The sequence below is a fragment of the Streptomyces sp. HB132 genome (assembly GCF_016909575.1).
In the GTDB taxonomy this organism is placed as follows: domain Bacteria; phylum Actinomycetota; class Actinomycetes; order Streptomycetales; family Streptomycetaceae; genus Streptomyces.
On record NZ_JAFBGA010000004.1, the window covers coordinates 95,108 to 115,699 of the forward strand.

Consider the following 20,592-nt stretch of genomic DNA (forward strand, 5'->3'; position numbering starts at 1 on the left):
GAGCACTCACGGGGTGAGCGTGTCCAGGGACACCAGGGTGTCCTCCCGGAAGCAGAGCCGGTAGGCGTCCCCGGAGCGGTCGTCGAACCTGTCGGCCGTCATCGCGTAGTACTCGCACGTTATGCCGTCTCCTGTCGGCTTGGCAGTCAGCGGTCGGTAGTTCGTCTGCCGGTCCGGCAGGAAACGCGTCACCTCGGAACGATCTTGCCCTACGTGCAGGCGGGCGTAGTCGCCCGGGTCCAGGACCGACCGTGATGCCGACAGCATCTCCCAGCCCATGAGCGCTCCGCTCAGCAACGCTCCCGTCACCAGGGGCACCATGACCGCAGCCACCAGAGCCCGGCTGACGCGGCGCCGCGCACGGCGGTGTTCCTGCGGCAACTCGCAACCGCGAGAGGCCGCGGGCGCGAACGGCGGTGGCGGGGGAGTGTGCGGGATCCGTGCGACGACTTCGTAGCCACCGTTGCGCGGGCCGTGGTCGAACGAACCGCCGGCCACCCGCATACGTTCTTCGAGACCGATCAGGCCACGCCCCCCGCCCCGGGGCCGGGGCCGCAGGTAGGCCGCAGGCGATGGCGGGCCGTTCTCCACCACGACACGTGTTTCTGTTGCCGTATGCGTCACGTGGACAGTCGCTGTTGCGCCAGGTGCGTGCTTGGCAACGTTGGTCAGCGCTTCCTGCACGACCCGGTGAGCCGACCGTTTGACCACCGACGGCAGCTCGTCCGAGGTGCCATTGGTGCGCAAATCCACCGCGAGCCCGGCCGCGGACGCCTCGGAGATCAGGCCCGTGAGGCTGGAGCCGCTGGGGTCCATCGGCGTGGCGTCGGTCTCCTCGCGCAGGACGCCGATCACCTCGCCGAGACGATCCACAGCGGCCGCAGCTCTGGTCCTGATGTCGCCTGCGGCCCTTCGATGGTGTTCTTCAAGGCCCGGCGCGAGTTTGAGGGCGCCGGCCGACAGGGCAATCAGGCTGAGGTCGTGGCCGAGTACGTCATGCATGTCCTGGGCGATCCGTGTCCGCTCGCGCAGTCGGGCGTGATCAGCGATCAGCTGCTGCTCGCGTTGCAGTTGCTCGGCACGCTCCCACCCGCCCTGGACAAGCTGCTGGTACTGGCGCCAGAACCGGCCCGCGAACCAGGGCAGCATCGTGGCGACAACCAGCACTGCCACAAGCCGGCTGGCCAGGGGGAGCCAAGCAGGCACGGCGGACAACGTCACCACGCTGGCCGCGAGAATCGCGAGCAGCGCGAGCGCTGTCGGCGCGGTCTTTCCCGGCCTCCATCCTGCCAGGAACGCTGCGACGGCAGCCGGGACTGCCCACCACAGGTTCACCATGCTCAGGCCGGCGGCCACCGCGACGGCCGCTGTCAGGATGATCCCTGGATTATGTGCCCGCCGCGAAACAGCGGTCCCGGTCGCAATCTCACTGTTGATCGTCGTGCTGTCCACCAAGGCGACGGTACGGACATGGGGAGTCTGCCGACACTGCCGAAAGTTCAATCTGCGCCGGTGGTCGGCGAGCAATGTGCACTCGGAACATCCCCACTTGGTGCGATTCGCCAGCTCACCGACCGCCGTGGACATGCGGATTCGGCATCGCAGGCGAGGGACAGTCCTCTCGTTCTGGTCCTATTCTTCGTCGTCCACGTGCTCGATTGCGTCCGGGTCGCGCAGTGGGCGCAGGCCGCTGTCCGGCGCGCTGGCCTTGTGTTGAACAGGTAGCGGCCCAGGAAGTTGATGTGCCGGTCCTTGAGTGGGGAGAGGCGGGCGACGTCCTCGTCCTTGATATCGTGGCCTGCGGCGCGGAGCTGGGCGACGGCGGCGTCCAGGTAGCGGGTGTTCCACAGCACCACGGCGTTGAGAACCAGGCCAAGGGCGGCGAGCTGGTCCTCCTGGCCCTCGCGGTACGCCTGGCGGATCTGGCCCCGGCCGCCGTGGCAGATCGCGCGCGCGAGCCGGTGGCGGGACTCCTGGACGGTGAGCTGTCGGTTCATCAGCCGCCGGTAGGTGTCGTCCATCGGGTCGACCAGGGCGAGCAGGTGCATGGTCTTGTCGATCCGCCCGTACTCGGCGAACGCGGCGCCCAGCGGGGTGGGGTGGCCCTCGCGGCCGAACATCCGCAGCAGGTCGTACGCCCGGACCTGGTTGGTGATGAGCGACCCGGCCACCCGGAGCATGGCCGGCCAGTGTGTGGCGATCCGCTCCAGATTGACCTTGTTGCAGGCCACGTCCTCCAGCGGCCCGTACCCGGCGGCTGGCTCCTCGCCGTCGGTCAGGTCGGCCCGCCAGAACCGCTGGTCGGCAAGGTCGCGGAAGCGCGGGGCGAACCGGAAGCCGAGCATCTTGTACAGGCCGAAGGCCATGTCGCTGTACGAGGCGTTGTCGGTCGCCACCATCTCCGGCTTCACGCCGCCGTCGAGGTTCAGCAGGGTGTCCAGGGTGTAGAGGCTGTCGCGCGGGGTGCCGCGCACGACCATCGCGCCGATCCCCGCGACCTGGTCATTGACGGCGTTGAGCCAGGTCACGCCGCGTTTGTAGCCGTAGTACTTTGGCGAGGGCCCGGTGTTGATGCTCTTGACGGGTACGACGAAGCGCAGGCCGTCGACGGAGGCGAGCAGCCCGCCGCCCCACATCTGGGCCAGCTCGATGCGGGACTGGGCGGCGATCAGGGCGGCGTTCGCCGCAGCGAGGGTGTCGGCGCGCACGTAGTTCTGGTCGACATGGGACAGCCGCGAGCGGGTCAGCGCCTTGCTCTCCGGGTCGATGACCGGGGTCAGGCCGATGTTGCAGCTCTGCGAGACCAGCAGCGCGACCAGGGAGACGAGCAGGCCCTCCATGCGGGTCCGCCGGTCCGAGACGTGCCCGAAGGAGTCGAGGAACCCGGTCCAGGAGTGCACCTCGAAGAGCAGGTCCGGCAGGTCGATCCGGGGAAGCATCGCCTCCGTGGTGGTCTTCAGCCAGGTCAGCGACTCCGGCTCGCCCACCGCGCCGATCTTGTCCACCGACAGGCGGGCACGGCCGCCTCCCTCGGGGACGACGACCTCCACCTTCGCGTCATCGCCGGCCTCGGCGAGCCGGTCGGCCATCTGCCGCCACGCCGCGTCCAGCCCGCGCGTGAGCTGGGCCAGATGCTCGGCCGCGTCCTCGGTCAGGGACAGACCTGCCAGCACGTCCGCGCGCATCGCCTCCCACCGGGGGCCGTCCAGCAGCCGGGCGCGTGGGTCCGCCCACCGGTTCGACGGGGCGGCGAACACGTCGCGCCGGTTCAGCGCGCGGTGCAGCTGCTCCAGCACGCACACCACGTACGCGTCACGGTCGACCGCGCCCTGGGGCAGCTTGGTGTTGGAGAACACCGGCCGCTTCCACATGGCGGGCACCAACTCGGCGTCGACCTCACGGGGCAGCAGCGGCCGGTCCTTGACCCTCCGGCGCGAGAGCGCGGGCAGGCGGCGCACCGCCTTCAACAGGCGCCGCCCGGCCGGTGCGGCGCCCAGCGCATCAGACTCGCCCAGCAGGGCCAGGAAAGGGCGCACGGTGTTGTAGCGCAGGGCCAGCTTCTCGCGCATCGCCGCCTCGGCCGACCCGTCGTCCTCGGGCACCAGGGCCTCGACGGTCGCCATCGCGCCAGCCACCGCCGTACGCGGCACGGCCTCCTCCACCGCCGCCCACAGCGCGGCGACGTCCAGGTCCGCGTCGTGCTCGGCGACCAAGTCCAGTTCCTCAGTGAGGATCTTCGACGCCTTCGCCAGGATGCGGGCCGCCTTCTCCAGCTGCGGCAGCATCGCCAGGCGCTCCCGCTCCGAGGCCCGCCGCGCTGGGCTGATCAGCCGGTTCGCCATCAGCACCGCAAACAAATCCAGCGCGTCGTCGACCGCCTGCGCCTCCAGCTGACGCACCACCGCCGTCAGCAGCGCGGTCCGCCGCGGCTCGGGCGCCCGCTCGATCGTCTGCGCCTTGCTCACTGCCCGTACCGGGCCAGCGTGGACAGCCGGTTCACTTGTACCCGCGACAGGTTCACCCGGCCCAGCGCGAACGCGGAGATCTCCTCCATCCGCTCCATGGCCCGCACCATCGCGGTGCCTGTCGACTTCGTCGGCGGCGTCCGCAGTCGCTCCAGCTCCGAGACCCGCTTGCCCTCCGGCACCACCAGTAGTTCGGCCAGCGCCGGCGCGAGCGAGGGGTCGGCCCGGTGCGCGGCGCGGGCCACCGCCTCGTACACGCGCCGCTCGGCCACCGCGCGGGCCTCCGACACCTGCCGGGCCAGTACGCTCACCCCGGGCAGCAGCACCCGGTTCTTGCGTAGCCACGTCACCGCGTGGTTGAACAGCGCCACTGGCCCCTCGGCGTGCGTCCACGCCCGCCCGTACAGAAAGCCGCGGAACTCCCGCCCCCACTTCCGGTCGGTGAAGTCCCGGTACTTGAACCGCTCCTGGATCTCCGCCGCGTGCTCGTACGGTGTCCTGCGCCGCTCCGGGTACCGCTTCACGCACGAGGCGTCCGCGATGCCGAGCTGCCCGGCCAGGTACTCCACGACCTCCCACGGCACCGCGAGCGGGTCCTCACCCAGAAACCGGCCGACGTAGCGGACCGTGCAGATCTGCACCGCCATCCCCAGCCGGTGCGCGTCCGTACGCCGCAGCGCGATCAGATCACTGTCGTCGTCATCGAGGAAGAAGAACCGCTCCAGCTCCGGGCGCGTGGGCACCTCGGTGAACGTCCCGTACGCCTCAGCCTGCTCATCAGTCAGAAATTCCACCGGCACGACCGGACCGTAGCCAGCACCGACGGCCGCCCGACGATCTTTCCGAGAACCTCGGCGGCACTCCCGGGAGGTGTGCTAGCCGACCATGATCGATCTCAGCGGCACTTTCTGTACCGCAACTACTCACACCCGTACGTGCACGGAACGAGCGGTCGGTTCCGTACATGCCCCCGGGGGTCCCGCCGTGTCCGGGTCAAGGGTCCTCCGGCCCGGTAGGGGACCCAATCCGAGGTAGGGGGGTGAGCCCGCGGTGGGCCCTGGCCGGGCCCAACGGCCCTTGTAGGGGCGGCAGTCGGGGCCGGATCCTTGCACTCCTCCGCCCCCGACGGGGTGCGGAGTCCGGTGCTCGTGACAGACGAACGGAGACTCGTATGGGCGGGATGAAGAGGGTTCTGCGCCGCGTGGCGGTAGGGGCGAGCGCGTTGCTGACCGCGGTGGGCATCACGATCACGGGGGCGTCCCCGGCGGCTGCCGTGGACTACTACTACGAGCTGCCGTACCCGGCGGGGGAGGCCTACACGGTCACCCAGGGGCCGGAGGGGACGTACTCGCACACCGGCCCCTACAACGAGTACGCCTGGGACTTCGGGCTCCCGGCCAACTACGAGGTGTCCGCCGCGCAGGGAGGAACCATCGTCATCTCGAACTGGTCGCCGTACTGGGAGAACGGCATCGAGGTGATCATCAGGCACTCGAACGGGCAGTGCACCCACTACGCGCACCTGAACCAGTCGTTCTACGAGCCGGGTGACTGGGTCCCGCAGGGCCGGATCGTCGGCTACTCGGGCAGCACCGGCAACTCGACCGCCCCGCACCTGCACTTCCAGGTGATCGACTGCAACAGTCGCGTGGGCCTGCCCGCCACGCTCCAGGGGTGGACGCCGTACACCGGGACACGCCCCGTCAGCGTGAACTCCTACGCCTGACCCGGCGGGGCAGTGAAGTCCCCCTGATCAGGGGGACTTGAGCAGGTCCCTGAGACCGGCGGCGAGCGTACGGACATCCCGCTCGCCGGGCAGGCCGAGGGGTGTCCCGGGTGCGGCACCCTCCGCAGGCTGTCGGCACGGTCGGCACAGGCCGTCGGGCAGGGCCTCCGGGCGACCCGGGGTGCCGCATCCGGTGCACTCCAGCATCACGCGGTGCACCGGCGCGCCCGGCGCGGGCGGTGTCGGGGCGGTGGGTACGTGCGGCGGGATCTTGTCGGTGAGCCGGCGGCGTACGAAGCCGACGGGGGAGTCGACCCGGGCGGGGAGTCCGGCGGTGAGCGCCTGGGTGAGGTAGTCCGTGTCCACCCCGCGCGCGAGCCATGCGGCGGCCAGGGGCTCCAGGGCCGCGCAGTCGGCGGCGGACAGGGGCAGTCTGGAGTCGACGCGGCCGAGCTGCGCCAACGCGAGGTAGGCGGGGGAGGCGGCGTCGGGGGCCGGAGTCCGCTGCTGGGGCACGACGGGCATGACCGGCACGACCGGCACGGGCGCGACGGGTACGACCGGCACGGGCGCGACAGGTACGACCGGCACGGGCGCGACGGGTGTGGCCGCTGCCGGGGGCGCCGGAGGTGCTGCGGGTGAGGGTGCGGAGGGCTCCGGAGGCATGGGCGGGGCAGCGGCCTCCGTGCGGCCGGGGGGCTGCACGGAGGCCGCCGCCGGGGTGGCTCCGGTGTCGGCCGCCGGGGCGATCTCGGCGGCCGCCCACCACTCGTTGTCGCGGGCCGTACGCGACCAGAACGTCCGCGAGACCCAGCGGACCTGCCCCAGCTCGCCGACGAGGCACCGTACGCGGCGCAGATATCCGGCGGTGGCCAGCGCCCTCAAGGCCGAGCCGACGGCCTGCTGGCCGTACAGCGGCAGCTGCTTGGCGAGGCTCTTGACGTCCATCGAGGCACCGTCGGGGAGTTGGTCGATGAACCCGGCGATGTGCCGCTCGCGGGCAGGCAGCAAGGAGAAGTCGTCGGCGCCGCGCCGGAGTTGTCCGGGCATGGAGCGCTTGCCGTAACCCGGCCTGGCCATCGGGTACGAGGGCGAGGATGCGGGGGCGCTTCGGGCGGAGCTAGTGTGTGGGATATCCACGGGATCGGTCCTTCGATCTTGCGGTCAGACCCCGGCCTGGTGCTTGAACACCGCGTCGGGGTCGTTCAGTTCTCGCACCGTAGACATGCGCCACTCTCCGCCGCAAGTCGGTCACGAATAGTCATACTTGCTGGCCGTGACGGGTCAGGGAGGGTGGGGAGGTTTTCCCCAACCCCCTTCTTTTCCTACCGGATGAAGACATCGCTCGACCCTTGGCCCTCGGATCCCGACGCCCGGATCCCGAAGCTCGAGCTTCGGGCGGAAGCGCTGATTCCGGGCCCCGAAAGAGTGAACAGACCCGTCCCGACGCTCGAATCCCGAGCCCCGAGCCCCGAGCTCCGGGTGCCGAACGTCGAGCCGGGGAGAGGACCTGGCGTCCCGACCACGCATGGGGCCACCGCTGCGACTGATCGCCGACCCTGTCCGCCCCGCACCGGCAGGTGCGGGACGGGCCATGGTCCCGGGCCGCTCAGCGCAGTGAGGCGGGAAGCTCCTCCCGGTGCACGATGCCCAGGCGCTGCGTGGCACGGGTCAGCGCCACGTACAGGTCACTCGCTCCGAAGCGCCCGGGTTCCACGACCAGGACGTGGTCGAACTCCAGCCCCTTGGCCTCACGCGGGCCGAGCAGCACCACGGGACGGGTGAGGTCGGGTTCGGCGCCCGCCGTGACCCCGTCGAGCGGAGCGGCGATCTCCTCGTGCAGCTCCCGCGGCGCGATCACCGCGAGACGCCCCTCCTCGGGCGTCAGCTCCTCCACGGCCCGAGCCACCGCGCCCGCCAGATCGGCGCCGCCGTCCCGCGTCCACGGGACCTCGCCGGTGGACCGCACCGATCCGGGCGGCTCGAACGACGGGTCCTGGGCCCGCACGACCTTCGCCGCCAGGTCCATGATCTCGGCGGGCGTACGGTAGTTGACGCCCAGCCGCACATGCTCGAAGCGGTCGCCGACGTACGGCTCCAGGATCTTCTCCCAGGAGCCGACACCAGCCTCCTCGGACGTCTGCGCCGGGTCCCCGACGAGGGTCAGCGAGCGGGTCGGCGACCGGCGCATCAGCAGGCGCCAGGCCATCGGTGACAGCTCCTGCGCCTCGTCGACGATGATGTGCCCGAACGCCCACGTCCGGTCGGCGGCCGCACGCTCGGCTGCGCTGCGGTGGTCGGCCTCCTCCTGGCGCTCCGCCATCCGCTCGGCGTCGATGATGTCGTGGGCGGCCAGGAACTCGGACTCCTCGTCCTCGAACTCGTACGACTCGGATCCCCGGGACAGCTCCAGAACACCCTGCGCATAGGCGACCCGCTCCTGCCGCTCGGCCTCGGCGGCGGCCCGCTCGGCGCTGTCGTCGGACCCGAGCAGCTCGGCCGCCTCGTCGAGGAGCGGCACGTCCGCCGGTGTCCACTCCCCGTCACCGGGAGCGCGCCTGACGGCGTCGGCGTCCTGCTCCGGCAGGTACACCGGCTCCGCCAGGTAGTCGGTGAGGAAGTCCTCCGGGGTGAGCACCGGCCACAGGTCCCCGACGGCGGCGTGCACCTCCTCGCTCGCCGCGACGCCCTTGCCGAGCTGCGCGACGTCGTCGGGGCCCAGGAAGTTGGGGCCGCCGTACGGGTCCGCGCCGATGCGCTCGGTGAGCTGCCGGGTGAGGGCGTCGATGACGTGGAAGGTGAAGTACGGGCGGGCGAGGTTGTGCGGAAGACGGGTCTCGCGGGCCGCCTGCCGGGCCTCGTAGGCGATCTCCCAGTCCAGGACGAGGTCACCGTCGTCGTGCGGGACGACCACCGGTGCTCCGGGCTCGGGCAGCTGCTGCCGGTCGCGTACGGCGAGGGCGAGCGCCTCGGCCATCTCCGCGCCGCCCTTGGCGGCCGCCGCACGGGGGGTGTCCGTGCCGCGCGCGTGGACGCCCGGGAAGAGCTCGGCCTGGGTGGCGAGCATGACGCCGGTCTCGCCGAGGGCGGGCAGCACCTCGCCGATGTAACGGAGGAAGGCCGGATTGGGGCCCACGACCAGGACCGCGCGCTTGGCCAGGAGCTCTCGGTGCTCGTACAGGAGGAACGCCGCCCGGTGCAGGGCGACGGCGGTCTTGCCGGTGCCGGGACCGCCCTCGACGACGAGGACGCCACGGTGCGGCGCACGGATGATCCGGTCCTGTTCCGCCTGGATGGTGCGCACGATGTCGCCCATGCGGCCGGTGCGCGCGGAGCTCAGGGCCGCGAGCAGCACGGCGTCACCGCTCGGGTCCTCGAAACCGCTGCGTTCGTCGTCCCCCAGGTCGAGGATCTCGTCGTGCAGCTCGGTCACCGTGCGGCCCTCGGTGGTGAGGTGTCTGCGCCGGCGAAGCCCCATCGGCGTATGCCCGGTGGCGAGATAGAAGGGCCGTGCGACGGGCGCCCGCCAGTCGATCAGAAGGGGTGTGTGTTCGGTGTCGTCCTCACGAATTCCGATACGGCCGATATGGTGCGCGGCGCCGTCACGGAGATCGATACGGCCGAAGCACAGCGAGCCGTCCACCGCGTTCAGGGACGCCAGCAGACCGGAGCGCTCGGCGACGAGCACATCGCGCTCGTGACGGGCCTGCAGGCCGTTCCCCACCGGCGTCAACGCGTCCTCGACGTGCTGCGCGGTGACCCCGCGCAGCTCGTCGACACGGTCGTAGAGCCGGTCGATGAATTCCTGCTCCTTCTGCAATTCGACGTTTTCGCGAGTTGACAAAATCGCTCCCTGCCGGATATGGTGTTTCTAGTGGCCCCCTTTGAGGGGCCTTTTCTGTGGGCACACAGAAACACTCAATATACGTGAGGAAATCCCCGGTCCGCAATTTCGGACCGGGGATTTCCTGCGTTCCGGGCCGGTGGCCGGTGGCCGGTGGCCGGTGGCCGGTGGCCGTGCGGTCTGTCATGCGCCCGCATGACAGCCGTCATATGAAGGCGATGACACACCGCACTGCCACCGGCGCCGTATCGCCGGGAGTGTGGAGCCCATGAACACAGTCATCGAAACCGTCGGACTGAAACGGAGCTACCAGGGCTTCGACGCCGTACGCGGCATCGACTTCACCGTCGCCCGCGGGGAGCTCTTCGCCCTGCTGGGCACCAACGGCGCCGGCAAGACCTCCACCCTGGAACTCCTGGAAGGCCAGGCCACCCCCACCGGAGGGACCGTCCGGGTGCTCGGCCACGACCCGTTCCGCGACCGGGCGTCCGTACGGCACCGGATGGGGGTGATGCTCCAGGAGGGCGGCCTCCCGCCGGAGTTGACGGTGCTCGAGACCGTGAGGATGTGGGCGGGCTGCACGACCGGCGCCCGCCCCCTGGACGAGGCCCTCGCACTGACCAACCTGTCCGACCGGGGCGCCGTCAGGGTCAAGCAGCTCTCGGGCGGCGAACGCCGGCGCCTCGATCTGGCGCTGGCCCTGCTGGGGCGGCCGGAGGTGCTGTTCCTCGACGAGCCGACGACCGGCCTGGACGCGCAGTCCCGCCAGGACACCTGGGAGCTGATCCGGGAGCTGAAGCAGCAGGGCACGACCGTGCTGCTGACCACGCACTACCTGGAGGAGGCCGAACAGCTCGCCGACCGGCTGGCGATCATGCACCAGGGGTTGATCGCCACCACCGGGCGCGTGGCCGACGTGGTGGCCGAACGGCCCGCCCGGATCAGCTTCCGGCTGCCCCAGGACCGCCTTCTCGGTGAGCTCCCCCCGCTCCCGGCCATGGGAGTGACCCGCCACGAGACCGTGGGCGGGACGGTCCGCCTGGAGACCGGGGACCTCCAGCGCACGGCCACCGAACTGCTCACCTGGGCCCACCACACCGGCGTCACGCTGCACGGCCTCGACGCCCGGTCCGCATCACTGGAAGAGGCCTTCATGGAGATCGCCAAGGGCCTGGACCACGAGGAGACACGATGACGACGACCGCGCCCTCCCGCCCCGTGGACACGGCCCCGCCCGTGCGACGCGGTTCCGCGTCCCGCATGGCCGCGCTCGGCCGCGCCGAACTGACCCTGCTCCTGCGCAGCCGGGCGGCGCTGATCACCGCGCTCCTCGTACCGGCCATCACGACCTTCTCGATGCGAGGCGTGGTCAACGGCCTGGACCTGGACGGCACCGGCCTGTCGATGGCCACCGTCCTCCTGCCCGGATCGCTCGGCCTGGCGCTGATCTTCTCCGTGTACACGAACCTCGTCGGTGTCTACGTCACCCGCCGCGAGAGCCTCGTGCTCAAGCGGCTTCGCACGGGCGAGGTGCGCGACTGGGAGATCTTCACCGGCGGAGCACTCCCCGCCCTGCTGCTGGCGTACGTACAGTGCGCGCTGCTGGTCATCGGCCTGACGGTCGTCCTGGACGCACCCGCACCGGCCGCCCCGCACCTGGTGGTCCTCGGACTGCTCATCGGCGGCGCGATGCTCGTGGCGGCGGGCGCGCTGACCGCCGCGGTCACCCGGACGGCGGAGAGCGCGCAGCTGACGTTCCTGCCGTTCTGGCTGCTGAGCATGGTCGGCTCCGGAATGTTCGTACCGCGCGAGGTGCTGCCCGGCGTGGTGGGCGACATCAGCGCCTGGCTGCCCTTCTCCCCGGTGACGGACCTCCTGCGGGGCGGCTGGACGGGCGACCTCGGCGCCGCGGACCAGGGCCGCGCGCTGCTCCTCGCCCTGGCCTGGACGGGCCTGGCGGCCCTCGGCGTGCGGCGGTGGTTCCGCTGGGGACCGCGCGGCTGACTCCGGCGGAACCGCCGGGGCCGGTGCGGACGACCCCGCGCCCGGTGCGACCCACCTGGTGCGACGGCCACCGGACGGGGAAGTCGGAGATCATGAGCGTGAGCATGGAGGACTGGGTGGAACGGCTCGGCGGCCGGGACGGCCCCGAGCGGTACCGACGGTACGCGGTGGGCAGCGTCGGATTTCTCGCCCTCACCGAGGTGGGTCTCTGGACGATCTGGATGTTCCGGTCGGACGGCGACGCCCCCGTACTGGCGACCGTGTCCGTGCTGGGCGCCGTGCACGCCGTCGTCCAGTTCCTGCTGTGGCGCTCCGCCCTGCGCCACTACCTGACCGCCGGCCCGCGGCCGACCCTGCTCGTGGCGGTGTACACGGCCCTGACCCTGGTCATGGCCGCAGCGGGATGCGTACTGCTGTCGTCCGGACGTATCGACGCCGGCGACCTGACGTCCTACATGGTGTGGCTGCTGATGTTCTGGGCCGGACCTCCCGCCCTCGCCCTGTCGCCCCGTCGGGGAGCTGCCCTGGTGGCGGTCGTCGCGGTCGCCGCACTCGTGGGGGCCGGCGTGGCGGGGCTGCCCGGACCGTCCCTGGCACTCGCCGTCAGTGCCAGCGCGTTCATGGTGCCGTTCATGGCCGCCGCGTCCCGGGCCTCCGGCTGGAGCGTCCGGCTGATCGAGCAACTGGCCGCCGCACGTGAGACCCAGTCCCGCCTGGCCGTGGCCGAGGAACGCCTGCGCTTCGGCCGTGACCTGCACGACGTGCTGGGCCGCAACCTCGCGGTGGTGGCGCTCACGAGCGAACTCGCGGCGCAGCTGGCGCGGCGCGGCCGTCCTGAGGCGGTCGAGCACATGGAGGAGGTGCAGCGCATCGCGCAGGAGTCGCAGCGGGAGATCCGGTCGGTGGTCCGCGGATACCGCACCGCGGACCTGCACACCGAACTGGCCGGAGCGCGCTCGGTGCTGGAGGCAGCGGGCATCGACTGCCGCATCGAGTACGGCCCCGCGGACCGCCTGCCCCCCGACGTGCAGTCCGCCCTCGGCTGGGTGGTGCGCGAGGGCACGACGAACGTCCTGCGCCACGCACAGGCCGCGACCCGCTGCACGATGGCACTGCGCCCCGCGGGCCCGACCACGGCGCTGCTGGTGATGGAGAACGACGGCGCGCCCGACACCCCGTCCGGTGGCGGCACGGGCCTGGCGGGGCTGCGGGAACGCCTGACCGGCCCGGGTGGCACGCTGACCACCGAACAGCAACCCGGCGGCATCTTCCGCCTCACCGCACGCATCCCCTGGGAAGAAGACGCATGATCACGGTCCTGCTCGCGGACGACGAGCACCTCATCCGGGGCGCGCTCGCCTCGCTCCTCACCCTGGAGGACGACATCACCGTCGTCGCGCAGGCCGGAACCGGAGACGAGGCACTGGCCATGGCCGTCGCGCACCGCCCCGACGTCGCCGTGCTCGACCTCCAGATGCCGGGCCTCGACGGCATCGGGGTCGCCACGCGACTGCGCGAATCCGTGCCCGGCTGCGCCTCCATGATCGTCACCAGCCACGCCAGGGCAGGGGCCCTGAAACGAGCCCTGAGCGTCGGCGTGCGCGGATTCGTACCCAAGACGGTGTCCGCGCACCAGCTGGCCCAGATCATCCGCACCGTCCACACGGGTGGCCGCTACGTCGACCAGGAACTCGCGGCCGACGCCATCGCCGCAGGCGAATCACCCCTGACGCCCCGCGAGGCGGAACTCCTGTCGTACGCCGAGGACGGCGCCCCGGTCGCGGACATCGCAGCCCGCGCCTCACTGTCCAGCGGGACGGTCCGCAACTACCTCTCGTCCGCCGCGATGAAGCTCGGCGCGGAGAACCGGCACGTGGCCGCGCGTATGGCCCGGGAGCGGGGGTGGCTCTAGGCGCGGTCGGTCAGATGTCACGTGTTCCTGCCCCCTCCCGATGCGGCCGGCAGTCGTCGGCGTTGTCATAGCCACCTGGCACCATGATCGGTGTGACTGAGACAACTGGTAGCGACGAGGGCGCAGTTGCCGCTGCTCCGACCACGCCGCAGCAGTGGCGTGGCTTTCTGGAGCGGTACGGCGAGCGGTACGCGATGAACCATCCCGACGACGACAAGCTGCTCGATCTGCTGGATGGGGATCAGCTGGACGCGCTGGACCGGGAGGAACGGGTCGAAGTCTGGTTGGGCGAGGCGCCGGCTGGCGAAGAGGCCCTGGTGGCGTCCGAGAAGCGGCTCGGGGTGCGGTTCCCACCGAGCCTGCGGGGATTCTTCCTGGCGAGCGACGGCTGGACGAGCGTGAACGGCTGGGTGGACGGTGTTCATCCGTGCGGTCGCGTCTCGTGGATGCGGGACGGCGATGCCGGCATGCGGGTGACCGAGATCTACGACTCGATACCCGGCAACGAGGACGATGTGCAGCTGTTCCGCCGGTCCGTCGAGATCGCCCGGGGAGAGGACTTCTGGCTGCTCGATCCGACCGACGTCGGGCCGGACGGCGAGTGGGCCGCCTACGAGTTCGCGCCGAAGTACGGCAACCCGACGAAGTACCCCAGCTTCTCCGCGCTGTTCCACTCCGGGTACGAGGACATGGACTGAGTACGGCCGTCACGTCTCCCGCCCACGTCGGAAGTGAACCTGATCACGACCCGACGCGTGGCCTGTGACGTGCTCGAGACGCTGGTCTCCGCCGTGCGACCGCCTTCCGGAGACGGGGACGGCCGGGCCGAGTCACCGCATCGCCGCCTGCCTGCGGTAGTCGCCGGGTGGCACACCCAGAACCCTCTTGAAGGCGACGCTCAGGGCGCTCTCCGAGCCGTACCCGACGGAGCGCGCGATGGCGGCCAGCGTGTCCCCGCCGTCGCGCAGTTGCCGGGCCGCGAGCTCGATGCGCCAGTGGGTGAGGTACTCCAGCGGGCCCTGGCCGACCGTCGTCCTGAAGCGGGCGGCCAGAGTGGAGCGGGACACCGCGACACCGTTCGCGAGTTCGGCCACGGTCCACGCGTGTGCGGGGTCGCGGTGCAGGAAGGTCAGGGCCTCGGCGATCACGGGGTCGCCGAGACCGGCCAGCCGGCCGGACACCGCGTGCGGATCGCGCGCCAGTTGCAGGCGCAGCACATGGACGAGCATGACGACGGCGAGTTGTTCGGTCACCAGCGTGGCGGCCATGGGCCTGTCCTTCAGCTCCTGGTCGATCGTGTTCAGCGCCCATCGCACCGTCTCCGCGTGTCGGGTGTCGGCCGGGACGTGGACGACCAACGGCAGTTGGTCGAGCAGCAGTTCCTGGGCGCGGGCACCGAAGGAGAAGGCGCCGCCGATGAAGAACACGTCGTCGCCGTCCCCGAACCGCGCGACGCCGTCCTCGGCCGCGGCGAACACCGGGCCGGCGTCGACGGGGACGGCCTCCGGGTCGCTGCGGAGGGTGAAGGCGCGCGGACGTGTGAGGAGGTAGCAGTCGCCTTCCGCCAGGCCGATCGGCTCGTCGAGACCGTCGACCTCCAGCAGGCAGGAGCCGCGCCGGACCGCGTTGAACTTCACGGCCTCGGGGGCCTCGAACCGTACGGCCCAGCGTCCTCCCGCCACCATGCTCGCGGACAGACGGCCGCGCGTATCCAGCAGGGCCAGCACATCCTCGAGAGGATCCACGACACCTCCAGTTTGGACGATCGCTAAAGAAATGAGGACTCTCGATCATAGGACATCCAATTCGCTCGTCGTAGCGTGGAGCCATGACAACGAACCACTCCCAACCCGGCAGCCCCGCACACGACGACCCCACCCTCCTGACGACCCCCTTCGGCTCGCACGCCTCGGCCGGCGAGGTGATCGACGGCGTGGACCTCACCGGCCGCCGTGCCGTGGTCACCGGAGGCGCCTCCGGGATCGGTGCCGAGACCGTCCGCGCGCTGGCCGCCGCAGGCGCGGAGGTCACCGTCGCCACCCGCCGCCCGGAGTCCGCCGAACCACTGGTCAGGGAGTTCGCCGCGACCGGCGGCGCGGGCCTGGTGCGCACGGAGGCCCTTGACCTGTCCGACCTGACCTCGGTCGCCGCTTTCACGCGGGCGTGGCGTGGGCCGCTCGACATCCTCGTCGCGAACGCCGGGATCATGGCCCTTCCCACACGCACCCTCACCGCGGGCGGCTGGGAGGCGCAACTCGCCACCAACTACCTCGGCCACTTCGCACTGGCCACCGGCCTCCACCCGGCCCTGCGCGATGCCGGATCCGCCCGGATCGTGGTCGTCAGCTCCGGCGCCCACCAGGAGGTGCCCTTCGACTTCGAGGACCCCCACTTCGAGCGCAGGCCCTACGACCCCTGGGTGGCCTACGGCCAGTCCAAGACCGCCGACGTCCTGTTCGCGGCCGGCGTCCGCCGCTGGGCGGCCGACGGCATCACGGCCAACGCGCTGAACCCCGGCTACATCCTCACGCGCCTCCAGCGGCACCTCGACGACGACACCATGCGCGCGTTCGGCGTGATGGACGACGCGGGCAACCTGGAGCCGCTGCCGTACTACAAGACTCCCGAGCAGGGCGCCGCGACCTCGGTCCTCCTTGCGGCCTCACCTCTGCTGAAGGGCGTCACCGGCCGCTACTTCGAGGACAACCAGGAGGCGCGGACCGTCCGGGGCGACGACGACCGGCCCGGCGGCGTCGGCGCCCACGCACTCGACCCGGAGGCGGCGAACCGGCTCTGGGAGTACGGCACCGAGGCCCTCGGCGGAGCCTGACCCGCTCTCCCCGCAGTCACGCAGGCCCTGTGGCCACGCGGCCCGACCCCTCAGGTAGGGCCGCCCGGCCGGCCTCCCGGCCCGCGACGGCTGCGCTTCCCCGGCCGCCTGTTCACCGGTCTGTCTCAGGAAGGCCCGCCCGAGGCGTGTCCCTGGGCACGAACCCCGGATGCGCGCCGGGGGCGGCCGGCTTCCGCCCCTCGCGCCTGTCCAGTGCCGCGAGTGTCAGGGTCACGGTGACCGACGCGGCCGCCATCAGCGTCATCGCGTGTGCCGGGGACGTCAGTTGGGCCAGCGTGCCAGCGAGGACGGTGCCGAGGCCCTGCATGGCGGTCATGCCGGTGGCGTGGAGGCCCAGGGCCTGGCCCGTGAGGTCGTCGGGTGTGAGGGCCAGCAGGCGCTCCTGCAGCACCAGACTGGCGGCGAAGCCGACGGACGCGGCTGTGACGGCAACGGCCGACAGGGCCACTCCCGGCTGCAGGACGAAGAACAGATACGGCACCGCCAACAGCAGGCGCAGCGGGGTGGCGAGGCGGGGACGTACCGCGGGCGGCACCAGCCGGCCCACCGCCATGTCGCCCACGAACATGCCCAGCGCCCCGCACGCGTAGAGCATGCCGGCGGCATCGGGCGCGTACGAGACGTAGAGCGAATCACTGCCGACGATCAGGCCGTTGGGCACACACAGGCCCAGATACGCCAGACGGCGAGGGCGTGAGGACCACAGCAGGGCGTTGCTGCGCCAGGTCGCCGAGACCGACGGGCGGCCGGAGGAGCGCGCCGGGCGGGCCGTGAGACCCACGCGGGTGACGAGGGCCGCCACCAGGTACAGCGCCGCCGCGAGGAGCAGACAGGTCCCCGGGGTCAGGAGCGTCAGCAGGACGCCGCCCGTCGCGAAACCGGCCATCTGTGTCAGGCCCCAGAGCATGTTGTACACCGAACGCCCGAGGACGTAGCCGTCCTTGGTCAGGATCTCGTTCAACAGCCCTCCGCGCACTCCGCCACCCAGCGACGCGACGAGACCCTGCAGGAGGACGACGCCGAAGACCGCCCGGACCGGCAGACCGGGCAGAGCCAGCACGGCCGTGCAGGCAGCGAAGGCGAGGGCCAGGCAGGTCAGGACGGCGCGCGGGGGAAGGCGGTCGGCACTCGAGAGCAGGAACGCGCCCCCCAGCAACTGCGCCAGTTGCGGTCCGACCATGCTCACCGCGGACAGGAACGGCGAACCGGTGGACCGGAACACCAGCGTGCCGAGGGCCAGGCCGCCGATCGTCTGGGCCGCGGCGAAAGCGGCGAAGGAGAGCAGGAACGGGGTGAACTCCGGAGTGCGGAACAGGGAGCGATAGCTGTGCATGCGCAGGAGTCTGGGAGCAGACCGGGGGCCGTGCGTATTGTTTCGCCGACACGCGAAAGGTCGTACGCATGGGCTTGTGGCAGATCGACACCGACACGCTCGCGCGCAGCCGGTTCGTGCTCTCGCCCTTCGCCGAGACCTTCGCGAGCCTGAAGCTGCTGTACGCGGGGACCGGCGGCCACCCGGGCGAGGAGGCCTGGCTACGCGCGCACCTGCCCGGATACCGTGCGCGACTCGCGGCCGACCCGGTGATCGCGCCGCTGGTGCACGCGGCGATCGGCACCTCCTGGATCGCCGACTTCTTCTGCCCCACCTCATGCGTCGGGGAGAGCTTCGAGGAGACCGCGGCCCGGGTACGGGCGGCCGGAGCCGAAGAGGCCAGGACCAACCTCCGGGTATCCCTGCGAGGCCCGCTCCCAGCCGTTCTGGAGCGGGAGGACCTGCCAGAGAGGGCGACCGCGCTCCTGACCTACGTCTGGGAGGAGACCGTACGGCCGTACTGGGATCGCCGCCGGCGCATCCTGGAGGCCGACATGGTCGCGCGGACCGCACAGGTGAACCAGGGCGGCTGGGCGGCGGTGCTGGACTCCCTGAAGCCGGGGACGCGGTGGCTGGGGGAGAGCCGGTTCCAGGTGAACCCGCTCGCCTACCCGCCGCGGGAGATCGCCTCCGGCGCCGAACTGCTGTTCATGCCGGTGACGCCACGGACCAGCTGGGTGTCATGGGAGGGACGGGAGCGGTACGCCGTCGTCTACCCGTGCCTGGGCGTGCTCGCCGAAGGCCACCACAGGCGGCCCGCCCCGGCCGGGCTCGGGGCACTCATCGGGACCGCCCGCGCCGGCCTGCTGGCGCTCCTCGGCACGCCGATGAGCACGACCCAACTGGTCGCTGTGACCGGGCAGGGACTGGGATCGGTGGGCCGTCACCTGTCGGTGCTGCTGGGCGCGGGACTCGTGGAGCGTCGGCGAGCGGGGCGGTCGGTGCTGTACGTCAGGACGGGGGCGGGGGAGGTGCTGATGGAGGCGTCGGGGGGTGGGGCTTCCGTCCCAGGACCCGGCTGTTAGCCGGCGTGGAGGGGGGCGCCGGCGAGGAAACCCCTCCAGGACTTGTGTCCGAACCGCAGCACCGGGCCGTGGGGATTCTTCGAGTCGCGGACTGCCGTGACATCCGGCAGATGAGCCGCCTCGACACATTCGGTCGTGTTCGCACCACTGTAGGAGGACTTGAACCAGGTGGCAGGGGCCGGTGAACTCGGAATCTCAGCCATCACATCTCCTTGCGGACGCGTTCGATCATGGCCGATGACGCGGCCGTGTCCAACGCTTGTGCACGCAGGTAGTCGAACGCAAGTCTGTATCGGTCGAGTTCCGCCTCCTTCTCCATGAAGACCGAACCGACATGCAGGTCGACGTAGACGACGTCCAGGCTCGCCTCGACTCCTCCGAGGATCACGAAGCTCCCCAGAGCGGCGCCATGGGCACCGTTGGTGAACGGAAGGATCTGCAAGGTGATGTGCGGGGAACCGTTCGCTCGCAGCAGGTGGGCGAGTTGCTCGCGCATGATCTCCCGGGACCCGACAGTCCGCCGGATCACGGACTCGTCGAGAACGGCCCACAGGTGAGGCGGCTCGGGCCTGATCAGGAGCCCCTGGCGCTTCATGCGGATCTCCACGAGCCGATGGATCTCCTCAGGGGCGAGGCGCATCTCACTGGCCTGCTGGATCGCCGTGCTGTAGTCCCGCGTCTGCAGCAGCCCAGGCACGTAGGTGGAGGAGAAGTGGTCTTCGCGTACCGCTTCGTCCTCGATGGTCAGCAGTAGGTTCATGTCGGCGGGAATCGAGTCCGTGTACGGTCCCCACCAACCCTGTTGCTTGACGTCCTTCGCGAGCCCCACCATGGCTGTCCGCTCGGCCTCGGAGGCGCCGTACTCCCGACAGAGAGCATCGACGACAGGCCACTTCACCGAGCCCTCCTGCGTCTCGTAGCGGCTGACCGTCGCCTTCGAGACTCCGATGAGCCGGCCCGCCTCCTCCAGCGTCATGCCTTTCTGCGCGCGCAACTTACGCATCATCGCGCCGAGCTGGCGACGTCGTGTCGTGGTCCTGACGGACATGGTGAGAGGCCTTCCGTTCCTGGCCGGGGGCGATCCGAAGCAATCAGGCTACGGGCGGCGTCAGTTGACGCTGCCCGTAATCACCCGATCGATTCTGGTGAGAAGTTCCAAAATGCGACTTCCTGCTGCCATACTCGCAGTCGTGGTTACGCAGTGCAGTCGCTTCGGTGCGCCTCGTAAGACTGCTGTGACCCGAAAGGAGAGCGCATGCCCGGGCAGGAAACGGACCACCGGCTCCGCAGCGTGCTGCCGTTCCGAGCCGAACCCGCAGTGGTTCGCGTGCTGCGCCGCATCGTCGGCGGGCAGCTGGCGGAATGGGGCCTGTCGGCCGTGCTGGAGGGGGCCGAGCTGGTGGTGAGCGAGTTGGCCACCAACGTGATCAAGCATGTGGGGCATGGTGAGCCCGCCACTCTCGTTGTGGAGGTGGCGGGAGGCCGAGTGCGTGTCGAGCTCCACGACTGCAGCCGGCTGTTGCCTGCTCCAACCGCTGCGTCATTCGAGGACGAGTGCGGACGGGGGATGACGCTGCTCGCCGCAGTGGGTGTCGATTGGGGTGCAGTGCTGACCGCCACCGGGAAAGCCGTCTGGTGTGAGCTGTCCGTCGATCCGGAGGTGCCCTGTCGCCGGCTGATGCGAGCCGAAGCTGTGCTGGCGACGTACCGGCGGGATGTGGAGGCGATGCCGTTGTCGGGGAGGCATTCCAGGCGGCTGATCGAGGAGTCTGCCACAAATCTCATCGCGGACCTCCTGTATTGGATCACCGCCCGGGGCGGCGACTCGAACGACCTGCTGGACCGGGCGCTGATGCACTTCGAGGCCGAGGCGGCGTGACCCGTGTTGTCAGC

General features: G+C 70.9%; 16 protein-coding genes and 1 pseudogene. 9 read left to right on the forward strand and 8 right to left on the reverse strand.

The window, feature by feature from the left end; genetic code table 11:
- Positions 1-6: 6 nt before the first annotated feature.
- Both JOC24_RS11405 and JOC24_RS11410 read right to left on the reverse strand, forming a co-directional pair.
- A complete protein-coding gene (locus JOC24_RS11405; RefSeq protein ID WP_239580352.1) occupies positions 7-1,338 on the reverse strand; it encodes a sensor histidine kinase in 1,332 nt (443 codons plus the stop codon).
- Between the two features lie 294 nt (positions 1,339-1,632).
- Positions 1,633-4,765 (reverse strand): annotated as a pseudogene (locus tag JOC24_RS11410) (Tn3 family transposase).
- A gap of 371 nt (positions 4,766-5,136) precedes the next feature.
- Here JOC24_RS11410 and JOC24_RS11415 point away from each other — a divergent pair.
- Positions 5,137-5,691 carry a M23 family metallopeptidase gene (locus JOC24_RS11415; protein ID WP_275588420.1) on the forward strand — a complete coding sequence of 185 codons (555 nt, stop codon included), beginning with the start codon at positions 5,137-5,139 and terminating at the stop codon, positions 5,689-5,691.
- 27 nt (positions 5,692-5,718) lie between these two features.
- Here the strand turns inward: JOC24_RS11415 and JOC24_RS11420 are convergent, their stop codons facing one another.
- A complete protein-coding gene (locus tag JOC24_RS11420; protein ID WP_205020448.1) occupies positions 5,719-6,771 on the reverse strand; it encodes a MarR family transcriptional regulator in 1,053 nt (350 codons plus the stop codon).
- Between the two features lie 529 nt (positions 6,772-7,300).
- Positions 7,301-9,511, reverse strand: coding sequence for a HelD family protein (locus tag JOC24_RS11425; RefSeq protein WP_205020449.1), 2,211 nt, complete (start codon positions 9,509-9,511; stop codon positions 7,301-7,303).
- 292 nt (positions 9,512-9,803) lie between these two features.
- On the opposite strand from JOC24_RS11425, the gene JOC24_RS11430 reads away from it, so the two are divergent.
- The 5 genes from JOC24_RS11430 (at position 9,804) to JOC24_RS11450 (ending at position 14,149) form a co-directional block, all read left to right on the forward strand.
- A complete protein-coding gene (locus JOC24_RS11430; RefSeq protein WP_205020104.1) occupies positions 9,804-10,730 on the forward strand; it encodes an ABC transporter ATP-binding protein in 927 nt (308 codons plus the stop codon).
- The gene (locus tag JOC24_RS11435; protein WP_205020105.1) at positions 10,727-11,539 is read left to right on the forward strand and encodes an ABC transporter permease; all 813 of its coding nucleotides are present in this window, start codon (positions 10,727-10,729) and stop codon (positions 11,537-11,539) included. Before JOC24_RS11430 ends, JOC24_RS11435 begins: the two co-directional genes overlap by 4 nt.
- A gap of 92 nt (positions 11,540-11,631) precedes the next feature.
- Entirely contained in the window at positions 11,632-12,849 is a 1,218-nt protein-coding gene (locus JOC24_RS11440) for a sensor histidine kinase (protein WP_205020106.1), read from the forward strand.
- Entirely contained in the window at positions 12,846-13,451 is a 606-nt protein-coding gene (locus tag JOC24_RS11445; RefSeq protein WP_205020107.1) for a response regulator transcription factor, read from the forward strand. Before JOC24_RS11440 ends, JOC24_RS11445 begins: the two co-directional genes overlap by 4 nt.
- A gap of 83 nt (positions 13,452-13,534) precedes the next feature.
- Positions 13,535-14,149 (forward strand): SMI1/KNR4 family protein, encoded by a 615-nt coding sequence (locus JOC24_RS11450; protein WP_205020108.1) that lies wholly within the window; start codon positions 13,535-13,537, stop codon positions 14,147-14,149.
- Between the two features lie 132 nt (positions 14,150-14,281).
- On the opposite strand, the gene JOC24_RS33975 is transcribed toward JOC24_RS11450, so the two are convergent.
- Complete coding sequence (locus JOC24_RS33975) at positions 14,282-15,196, reverse strand: AraC family transcriptional regulator (protein WP_205020109.1); 915 nt, start codon at positions 15,194-15,196, stop codon at positions 14,282-14,284.
- Between the two features lie 83 nt (positions 15,197-15,279).
- Here JOC24_RS33975 and JOC24_RS11460 point away from each other — a divergent pair, with 83 nt between their 5' ends.
- Positions 15,280-16,281 carry an SDR family NAD(P)-dependent oxidoreductase gene (locus JOC24_RS11460; protein ID WP_205020110.1) on the forward strand — a complete coding sequence of 334 codons (1,002 nt, stop codon included), beginning with the start codon at positions 15,280-15,282 and terminating at the stop codon, positions 16,279-16,281.
- 112 nt (positions 16,282-16,393) lie between these two features.
- Here JOC24_RS11460 and JOC24_RS11465 read toward each other — a convergent pair whose 3' ends face one another.
- A complete protein-coding gene (locus tag JOC24_RS11465) occupies positions 16,394-17,635 on the reverse strand; it encodes an MFS transporter (RefSeq protein ID WP_239580307.1) in 1,242 nt (413 codons plus the stop codon).
- Between the two features lie 68 nt (positions 17,636-17,703).
- On the opposite strand from JOC24_RS11465, the gene JOC24_RS11470 reads away from it, so the two are divergent.
- A complete protein-coding gene (locus JOC24_RS11470; protein WP_205020111.1) occupies positions 17,704-18,699 on the forward strand; it encodes a helix-turn-helix domain-containing protein in 996 nt (331 codons plus the stop codon).
- On the opposite strand, the gene JOC24_RS11475 is transcribed toward JOC24_RS11470, so the two are convergent.
- Positions 18,696-18,902, reverse strand: a complete 207-nt coding sequence (locus tag JOC24_RS11475; protein WP_205020112.1) for a DUF397 domain-containing protein — start codon at positions 18,900-18,902, stop codon at positions 18,696-18,698. The two genes, JOC24_RS11470 and JOC24_RS11475, sit on opposite strands and share 4 nt — an antisense overlap.
- Positions 18,902-19,747, reverse strand: coding sequence for a helix-turn-helix domain-containing protein (locus tag JOC24_RS11480; protein WP_205020113.1), 846 nt, complete (start codon positions 19,745-19,747; stop codon positions 18,902-18,904). The genes JOC24_RS11475 and JOC24_RS11480 overlap by 1 nt, the downstream gene beginning before the upstream one ends.
- 207 nt (positions 19,748-19,954) lie before the next feature.
- Between JOC24_RS11480 and JOC24_RS11485 the strand changes: the two genes are divergently transcribed.
- On the forward strand, positions 19,955-20,578 hold the full coding sequence (locus JOC24_RS11485; protein WP_205020114.1) for an ATP-binding protein: 624 nt from the start codon (positions 19,955-19,957) through the stop codon (positions 20,576-20,578).
- Positions 20,579-20,592 lie beyond the last annotated feature (14 nt).